Annotated in this window: 6 protein-coding genes; 2 read left to right on the top strand and 4 right to left on the bottom strand. The window is 60.9% G+C overall.

Annotated elements, in window-relative coordinates; genetic code table 11:
- Window positions 1-25 precede the first annotated feature (25 nt).
- Together macA and J5M72_RS14385 are read left to right on the top strand one after the other, a co-directional pair.
- On the top strand, window positions 26-1174 hold the full coding sequence (gene macA / locus J5M72_RS14390) for a macrolide transporter subunit MacA (protein ID WP_207865990.1): 1149 nt from the start codon (window positions 26-28) through the stop codon (window positions 1172-1174).
- A 2-nt stretch (window positions 1175-1176) separates the two neighbouring features.
- Window positions 1177-3132, top strand: coding sequence for a MacB family efflux pump subunit (locus tag J5M72_RS14385; protein ID WP_169429925.1), 1956 nt, complete (start codon window positions 1177-1179; stop codon window positions 3130-3132).
- A gap of 63 nt (window positions 3133-3195) precedes the next feature.
- Here the strand turns inward: J5M72_RS14385 and J5M72_RS14380 are convergent, their stop codons facing one another.
- The 4 genes from J5M72_RS14380 to glcD all read right to left on the bottom strand — a co-directional run bounded on the left by J5M72_RS14380 (window position 3196) and on the right by glcD (window position 8682).
- Window positions 3196-3969 carry a LuxR C-terminal-related transcriptional regulator gene (locus tag J5M72_RS14380; RefSeq protein WP_207865988.1) on the bottom strand — a complete coding sequence of 258 codons (774 nt, stop codon included), beginning with the start codon at window positions 3967-3969 and terminating at the stop codon, window positions 3196-3198.
- Between the two features lie 913 nt (window positions 3970-4882).
- Complete coding sequence (glcF, locus tag J5M72_RS14375; protein ID WP_207865986.1) at window positions 4883-6115, bottom strand: glycolate oxidase subunit GlcF; 1233 nt, start codon at window positions 6113-6115, stop codon at window positions 4883-4885.
- A gap of 3 nt (window positions 6116-6118) precedes the next feature.
- Window positions 6119-7183, bottom strand: a complete 1065-nt coding sequence (gene glcE / locus J5M72_RS14370) for a glycolate oxidase subunit GlcE (RefSeq protein WP_207865984.1) — start codon at window positions 7181-7183, stop codon at window positions 6119-6121.
- Entirely contained in the window at window positions 7183-8682 is a 1500-nt protein-coding gene (gene glcD / locus J5M72_RS14365) for a glycolate oxidase subunit GlcD (protein ID WP_207865982.1), read from the bottom strand. The genes glcE and glcD overlap by 1 nt, the downstream gene beginning before the upstream one ends.
- Between the last annotated feature and the right edge of the window lie 2 nt (window positions 8683-8684).

Raw genomic sequence — 8684 nt, 5'->3', positions numbered from 1 at the left:
ACCCTGAACGGAATTGTGGTCATTTATGGAACAGTCGAAGTTGCGCAAAGTCGGTCTGGGAATCGCCTTGACGCTGGTGGCCGGGTTGGTGTTTTACACGGTGCAGGCGCCGGCCGAGGCACCGCAATACCTGACCGCTACGGTCGAACGCGCTGACATTGAAAACGCAGTGCTGGCCACCGGTCTGCTGGAGGGGATCAAGCAGGTGGACGTCGGTGCCCAGGTTTCGGGGCAATTGAAGTCGCTGAAGGTCAAGGTCGGCGACAAGGTCAAGAAGGGCCAGTGGCTGGCGGAAATCGACCCGCTGGTGCTGCAGAACACCCTGCGTCAGGCACAGGTCGATGAGGAAAATCTACAAGCCCAGCGCCGGGCGACCCAGGCTCAGTTACGGCAGACCAAGGCGCTCTATGAGCGTTATCAGAACCTGCAGGAGGACGCCTCGATTTCGCGGCAGGATTTCGAGACCGCGCAATCGAATTACGAGGTGCAGCAGGCCAATCTGTTGTCGCTGGATGCGCAGATCAAAAGCGCGCATATCCAGATCGACACCGCCAAGGTCAATCTGGCCTACACGCGGATCGTCGCGCCCATCGACGGCGACGTGGTGGGCATCGTGACTCAGGAAGGCCAGACCGTGATTGCCAACCAACTGGCGCCGATCCTGCTGAAACTCGCGGACCTGGACACCATGACCGTCAAGGCTCAGGTGTCGGAGGCGGATGTCATTCACATCGCGCCGGGGCAGGAGGTGTACTTCACCATTCTGGGCGAGGACAAGCGTTATTACGGCAAGCTGCGCGGCACCGAGCCTGCGCCGCAGAACTTCCTGGAAACCCCGCCTGCAGGCACGCCGAAGCAGAATACGGCGGTGTTCTACAACGCGTTGTTCGAGGTGCCGAATCCCGACCACCGTTTGCGGATCTCCATGACAGCTCAGGTGCGGGTGGTACTCGACACCGCCAAATCGGTGCTGACGATTCCGGTGGCGGCACTGGGGCCGCGCAACAACGATGGCAGTTTCCCGGTGCGAGTTCTGGATACGAAGGGGCAAGCGCAATCGCGCAATGTGCAGACCGGGATCAACAACAACGTCAAGGTACAAGTCAACGAAGGCCTCGCCGAAGGTGACCGCGTGGTGATCGGTGATCCGGTGTCGAAAGTGGCAGGGACATGAGCATGAGCGAACCTCTGCTGCAACTGACCGGCATCACCCGCAGTTTCACCGCTGGCGACCGCGAGTTTCTGGCGCTGAAAAACATCGACCTGACGATCAACGCCGGGGAAATGGTCGCCATCATCGGGGCCTCCGGTTCGGGTAAGTCGACCCTGATGAACATCCTCGGCTGCCTCGATTACGCCACGGGTGGCAGCTACAAAATCAACGGCCGGGAAACCCGGGATCTGGACAATCAGGCGCTGGCCGAACTGCGCCGCGACTACTTCGGTTTCATCTTTCAGCGCTACCACCTGCTGCCGCATTTGAGCGCGATGCACAACGTCGAGATGCCCGCGATCTACGCCGGTACGCCGGAACCACAACGGCATGCCCGGGCTCGGGAACTGTTAGCGCGTCTGGGGCTGGAAGGGCACCTGACCCATCGTCCGAGTCAACTCTCGGGTGGTCAGCAGCAGCGTGTGAGTATCGCCCGGGCCTTGATGAACGGTGGGGAGGTGATCCTTGCCGATGAGCCGACAGGCGCCCTCGACACCACCAGCGGCAAGGAGGTGATGCGCATTCTGCTGGAGCTGCACGCGGCCGGGCACACGGTGATTCTGGTGACTCACGACCCCAAGGTTGCCGCCAATGCCGAGCGCATCATTGAAGTCAGCGACGGCGAAATCCTCAGCGACCGCCGCAACGAGCGCGACAGCACGGCATTGAGCAACGAGGACGCGGTGCCCAAGTCGACGGCGGCGCGGCGTCTGGTGGCCAGCCTCGGGTTGTTCAAGGAGGCGTTCAACATGGCCTGGGTCGCGCTGATCTCCCATCGGATGCGTACCTTGCTGACCATGCTCGGGATCGTCATCGGCATCACCTCGGTGGTATCGATTTCGGCCATCGGTGAGGGGGCCAAGCGCTACGTTCTGAAAGATATTCAGGCCATCGGCAGCAACACCATCGATATCTATTCCGGCACCAGTTTCGGTGACAGTCGCTCGGCGGCCATCGAAACCCTGGTGCCGGCCGACGTCGCGGCGCTCAATCAGTTGTACTACGTCGACAGCGCGACGCCGGTGGTCGGGCGCAATCTGCTGCTGCGCTACCGCAATATCGACCTCGATGCGCAGGTCAACGGCGTCAGCGATCTGTATTTCCAGGTACGCGGAATCAAGATGGAGGCGGGTATCGCGTTCAGCGAAAGCGATGCCCGGCGCCAGGCGCAGGTGGCGGTGATCGATCACAACACCCGCCATCGGTTGTTCGGTGAGGGAGTCGATCCGCTGGGGCAGGTGATCCTGATCGGCAACCTGCCGTGCACCGTGATCGGTGTCGCGGCAGAGAACAAAAACATCTTCTCGTCGAGCAAGTCGCTCAATGTCTGGGTGCCCTATGAAACCGCAGCCGGACGGCTGTTGGGCCAGCGTTACCTGGACAGCATCAGCGTGCGGATCAAGGACGGTCAGCCGAGCAAGATCGTGGAAGACAACGTCAACAAACTGATGCTGCAGCGCCACGGCACCAAGGATTTCTTCACCAATAACCTCGACAGTGTGATGCAGACCGTGCAGAAAACCAGCCGCTCACTGGCGCTGTTGCTGTCGCTGATTGCGGTGATTTCCCTGGTGGTCGGCGGTATCGGGGTGATGAACATCATGCTGGTGTCGGTCACCGAACGTACCCGCGAGATCGGTATCCGCATGGCGGTCGGGGCGCGGCAGTCGGACATTCGTCAGCAATTTCTGGTGGAGGCGGTGATGGTCTGTCTGCTGGGTGGGGCGATTGGAATTTCGTTGAGTTACGCCATCGGCCACTTGTTTTCGCTATTCATCAAGGAGTGGGAGATGGTGTTCTCGCTGAGCTCGGTGCTGACGGCGGTGTTCTGCTCGACCCTGATCGGCATCGTGTTCGGCTTCGTGCCGGCGCGCAATGCGTCGCGGCTCGATCCGATCGAGGCATTGGCCCGGGATTGACGCCGGCATGAGAAAACCGCCGTCCTTTACAGGAGGGCGGTTTCGTTTCAGGTGTGTGAATGGTCAGGCTGCGTTCGACGGACCGCAGGCTGCCGGGCAGTCTTTCGGCGAATACATCCAGCGCATCAGCGAGTGACGTCCGCTGATGCCCAGTTTGATGGCTGCGCGTTTGAGATAGCTCTCCACGGTATTGACCTTCAGTTGCAACTGTTCGGCCAGTTCCGGTGCCGTGCGCCCGGCGAGCAGGCCGACACAGACTTCCATCTCACGGTTCGACAGGCTCAGCCCCAGTTGCTCCACACGCTCGCAAAAGCGCAGGCGCAGGGTTTCCAGGCCCAGCAGGGTGGAATCCGACTGCTCCCGGGTTTGTCCCTGGACGTCAATGTTTGCCGGTTGCAGGGCGTTGATGTGTTTCTCGACCATCGGCAGCAGGACTGGAGAAATATCCTGCAACAAACTGCGCTCATGGGCAGAAAAGCGTTTTGACGGACCGCAACGGTAGACAGAGATCACATAGCGGTAACCGTCCTTGCGCCGGGTCAGGTGCAATTGCGAAGCGTCGGTGACCGTCGAGGGTTCGGGAGTGGGCAAATCATTGGCATTCGGCTGCGTGCTCAACTCGGAATACACCGTTTCAGCCGGCAAGGGCGCTTCCTTGATGCATTCGGGTTCGACGCGCGGTTGCGAGCGTCCCACCGGTTCCACGCGCATCTGCCGGATGTGCGTGGCGTCCACCGCCAATTGGGTCAGGATCAGGTCATGCAGCATCCGTGGGAAATGTCGGCTGCCAGTGCTGGCAATGACCTTGCCAATGTGAGGAAACAGCTGTGAGTTCATGTCGTTCATCCATGAGTTGCAGTGTGGTACTCGTATTCCTGGCCCACCGGAAAGAAGCTCCGTGCCCGGCGACAGCGCATCAGGAAATTGGATCCTATCCTAGTACAACGTTTCAGCGACGGTTTAATGAAGGGGCTATTAGCTCATAACTGACGGTGAGGGGGATGTCGGGATGACAGATGTCAGGGAAATGCCTTACAGCTGAACAGGGCCAATTTTATAAAAAATCCTACAAGTGACAGTGTCATGGCGCAAAAAAGCCCGTTTCAGCCGAAGCCAAAACGGGCTTTTTCCCGCTTCGACAACCGTTACTTCAGGTTGTCAAAATGGTCTCGCAGGAACTCGTAAAAGCGAAACGCTTGAAACGATCTCCATACGAGGCTCAGCGTACGCAGCAAAAGCTTCATACGTTTTGGCCTCCAGCTCGGGGGCCAATCCTCCAGCGCACTTACCGGATCATGTGTGCCTTTGGACATGCACGTCAATGTTGTCCATGAGGCGGCCGGTTGTGATCCCTCCGAGCCATCATTCCGGCACGGGTGCAAAACCGTGTCGAAGGGCATGAAACCGTTATGGTTCCAGCCAAACCTCATGGACGCACTGGCGAGTGAACGTCGGCATATTAACCTGTCTTGTGGCGTGATTCTGAGGGGCCTGGATAAAGACTCGATGAGTTTTGTAATTCGTTGTTTCTGTCAGTCTTTTTTCAGCCTCGTCAGGGCTGACCTTGTCATTGCGTGACGTCGTTCAACACACAAAATAACGTTGCAACGAATACCAAAGATTAATAGTATTCCCGCACGTCAATGTTGTCCGTGAGACACAAAGCCCCAGCCGCAAACTGAGGCTTGTCGAAAAACCGCCCCGCAAAGGCGGTTTTTTTTCGCCCATCGTTCGACCACCGCCAGCAAACCTAGGCCTCGCTCAACACGGGCAACCTGGCATCCACCAGCTCGATCCAGTGCCTGACCGGCGTTCGCCCCGCGCCGTCGAGGTGGGCCTGGCAGCCGATATTGGCGGTGGCGATGATCTCCGGATGACCGCTTTCCAGTGCATTGAGCTTTTGGTCGCGCAGTTGCCGGGCCAGCGCGGGTTGGGTTATCGAATAAGTGCCCGCCGAGCCGCAGCACAGGTGGGCGTCCGGCACGGTCGTGAGGTTGAAGCCCAATCGGGTCAGCACCGACTCAACTGCGCCGCCGAGTTTCTGTGCGTGTTGCAAGGTACAGGGGCAGTGGAACGCCAAGCGCTGGTCGGCATGAATACCAAGGGACTCGAGCGGTTCCTCACGCAGCACTTCCACCAGATCTTTCGCCAGTGCACTTACGGCTTTCGCCTTCTCGGCATAGGCCGGATCGGCGCACAGCAGGTGCCCGTAATCCTTGATGAACGCGCCGCAACCGCTGGCGGTCTGCACGATCGCTTCGGCGCCTTGTTCGATGGCCGGCCACCAGGCGTCGATGTTCTGGCGGGCGCGGTCAAGTCCCGTGCCCTGGGCGTCGAGGTGATAGTCCACGGCGCCGCAACAGCCGGCATTTCGCGCCGGAGTAATGCTGATCCCCAGTCGATCCAGCACTCGTGCTGCCGCCGCGTTTGTGTTGGGTGACAAACCCGGTTGCACGCAGCCTTCGAGCATCAGCACCTGACGGGCATGCCGCGTTACCGGGCGGGGCGCGATTGCAGAGGGGCGGCGCGGCAATTTGGCTTGCAGGGTATCAGGCAGCAGCACACGGAAGATCTGGCCGGCGCTGACCAATCCTTTGAACACTCCGGGATTCGACGCCACGCCACGCAAACCTCCACGCAACAAGCGTTGACCGATGGGACGCGGCACGGCGGCATCAACCACGGCGCGGCCAATGTCGAGCAGATTGTGATAGTCCACACCCGAGGGGCAGGTGGTTTCGCAATTGCGGCAGGACAGGCAACGATCCAGATGCAGTTGGGTCTTGCGGGTGACTTCGTTGCCTTCCAGCACCTGTTTGATCAGATAGATGCGGCCCCGTGGGCCGTCCAGTTCATCGCCGAGCAACTGATAGGTCGGGCAGGTCGCGTTGCAGAAGCCACAGTGCACGCAGGTGCGCAGGATGCTTTCGGCTTCTTCGGCCCGGGGCAGTCGTCGGGCCTTTTCGCTGAGAGTGGTTTGCATGGCTCAAAGCTCCGCGTACAGGCGACCGGGGTTGAAAATGCCCTGAGGGTCGAGTTGTTGCTTGAGGCGACGGTGATAGTGCAGGAGGGCGGGTGGCAGCGGGTGGAAGGGCGCGTCGATCAAACCATGGCTGTAGCAGGTTGCATGCCCGCCAACAGCCGAAACCACCTGGCGAATCAGTGCCGCTTGCGCCCCTGACTTGAGCCAACGCTGGGCGCCGCCCCAGTCGAGCATTTGCAGGCCGGCCAAGGCCAGCGGCGGCGTGTTGTTCGGCACCGACAGGCGCCACAGAGGCTGGTCTTCGTCGAAAAAGCCCAGACGCTGTTCATTCAGGTCGGTCCAGAACGATCCATCGAGCAGTTCGCCACCGAGGCGATCACGGGCCGCCGCCACCGAGCCTTCACCACCCTCCAGACGCAAGTGCAGGCGCTGGCCATCGTGGCAGGCGGCGCTGATCGGCAGCGGTTGTTGCCCCCACTCGGCCATACGCTGCAAGGCCCGTTCACTGTCCATTTCCAGGCTGATGCTCAGGCACTCGCGTGGTTTGGGCAGAACCTTGAGCGAGACTTCGGTGATCACCCCCAGCGAACCATAACTGCCAACCATCAGCCGCGACAGGTCATAACCGGCGACGTTTTTCATGACCTCACCGCCAAAACGCAAGTGCTTGCCATGGCCGGTGATGATCCGTGTACCCAGCACGAAATCCCGAACCGACCCCGACCACGGACGGCGCGGCCCCGACAGCCCGCTGGCGATCATCCCGCCCACCGTCGCCTCATCGGCGAAGGCCGGTGGTTCGCACGGCAACATCTGTTGTGAAGCGTCCAGCACCGCCAGCAGTTCGGCCAGTGGAGTACCGCAACGTGCGGTGATCACCAGTTCCGTCGGGTCGTAGCTGACGATGCCGCGATGAGTGCGGGTGTCGAGGATTTCTCCGGCGACGATGCGGCCCAGAAATGCCTTGCTGTTGGCGCCCTGAATCCGCAGAGGCGTGGCGTCTTGCAACGCCTGATTCACCTGATCGAGCAGCGCGGCGCTGTCATCGACATCCTTTTCTCGGACCATCAGAAACGCTCCAGCTCGGGGAAAGGCAGTTGCCCGGCATGAACATGCATGGCGCCGAATTCGGCGCAGCGGTGCAGGGTCGGAATGTTTTTGCCCGGATTGAGCAGCCCGCCGGGGTCGAACGCGGCTTTGACGGCGTGGAACAGGGTCAGCTCATCGTTGTTGAACTGCGCGCACATCTGATTGATTTTCTCCCGCCCCACACCGTGCTCGCCGGTGATGCTGCCGCCGACTTTCACGCACAATTCGAGGATTTTCCCTCCCAGCGTTTCGGCGCGTTCCAGCTCGCCGGGCTGATTGGCGTCGAACAGAATCAACGGGTGCATATTGCCGTCGCCGGCATGGAACACGTTGGCCACCCTCAGGCCGTATTCGGCGGATAGCTGCGCGATGGCTTGCAGCACGCCAGGCAGTTCGCGGCGCGGGATGGTGCCGTCCATGCAGTAATAATCCGGGGACAAGCGGCCCACGGCCGGGAAGGCATTTTTGCGTCCGGCCCAGAAGCGCACGCGCTCAGCCTCGTCCTTGGCCTGACGCACTTGTGTTGCGCCAGCATTCTCCAGCACCTGGCGCACGCGAATGCAGTCATCGTGGACGTCGGCTTCGACGCCATCGAGTTCGCACAGCAGGATCGCTTCGGCGTCCACCGGGTAGCCGGCGTGGATGAAGGCCTCGGCGGCGCGGATCGCCAGGTTGTCCATCATTTCCAGGCCACCGGGAATGATCCCGGCGGCGATGATGTCAGCCACGGCCCGGCCGGCGTTCTCCACGGAATCGAACGCGGCCAACAGGACTTTGGCGGTCTGTGGTTTGGGTAGCAACTTGACCGTGACTTCGGTGATCACACCCAGCAGGCCTTCGGAGCCGGTGAACAGCGCCAGCAAGTCGAAACCGGGGGAATCGAGCGCATCGGCGCCGAGCGTGAGGTGTTCGCCCTCGACGGTCAGGATCTCGACCTTGAGCAGGTTGTGCACGGTCAGACCGTACTTGAGGCAATGCACGCCACCCGCATTTTCCGCCACGTTGCCGCCGATGGAGCAGGCAATCTGCGAGGACGGATCCGGCGCGTAATACAGGCCGAACGGGGAGGCCGCCTGGGAAATCGCCAGATTGCGCACCCCGGGCTGAACCCGTGCGGTGCGGGCGCCCGGATCGATGTGCAGGATATTGTTGAAGCGGGCCATCACCAGCAGCACACCTTTCTCCAGAGGCAACGCACCGCCGGACAACCCGGTGCCGGCACCCCGGGCCACCACCGGCACGTTTCTCTCATGACAGATTCGCAAAACGCCCTGCACCTCATCGAGATGCCGGGGCAGCACAACCAGTAACGGCGTGGTGCGGTAGGCCGACAAACCGTCGCATTCGTACGGCTTGAGATCCTCGCGCTGATGCAGGATTTCCAGTGCGGGCCACCGGTTTTGCAGCGCCTGCAACAGCACAGCCTTGTCGACGTCCGGCAGGGCGCCGTCGATCTGTTCGTCGTAGAGAATGTTCATGC

It is taken from the genome of Pseudomonas sp. 58(2021) (assembly GCF_017491585.1).
Taxonomy (GTDB): domain Bacteria; phylum Pseudomonadota; class Gammaproteobacteria; order Pseudomonadales; family Pseudomonadaceae; genus Aquipseudomonas; species Aquipseudomonas fluorescens_BT.
This window is presented reverse-complemented; position numbering and strand designations above follow the sequence as displayed.

Excerpts from the sequence above, each read along its gene's own strand:
- J5M72_RS14380 (WP_207865988.1), bottom strand. The coding sequence starts at position 3,969 with ATGAACTCACAGCTGTTTCCTCACATTGGCAAGGTCATTGCCAGCACT.
- macA (WP_207865990.1), top strand. The coding sequence starts at position 26 with ATGGAACAGTCGAAGTTGCGCAAAGTCGGTCTGGGAATCGCCTTGACG.
- J5M72_RS14385 (WP_169429925.1), top strand. The coding sequence starts at position 1,177 with ATGAGCGAACCTCTGCTGCAACTGACCGGCATCACCCGCAGTTTCACC.
- glcF (WP_207865986.1), bottom strand. The coding sequence starts at position 6,115 with ATGCAAACCACTCTCAGCGAAAAGGCCCGACGACTGCCCCGGGCCGAA.
- glcD (WP_207865982.1), bottom strand. The coding sequence starts at position 8,682 with ATGAACATTCTCTACGACGAACAGATCGACGGCGCCCTGCCGGACGTC.
- glcE (WP_207865984.1), bottom strand. The coding sequence starts at position 7,183 with ATGGTCCGAGAAAAGGATGTCGATGACAGCGCCGCGCTGCTCGATCAG.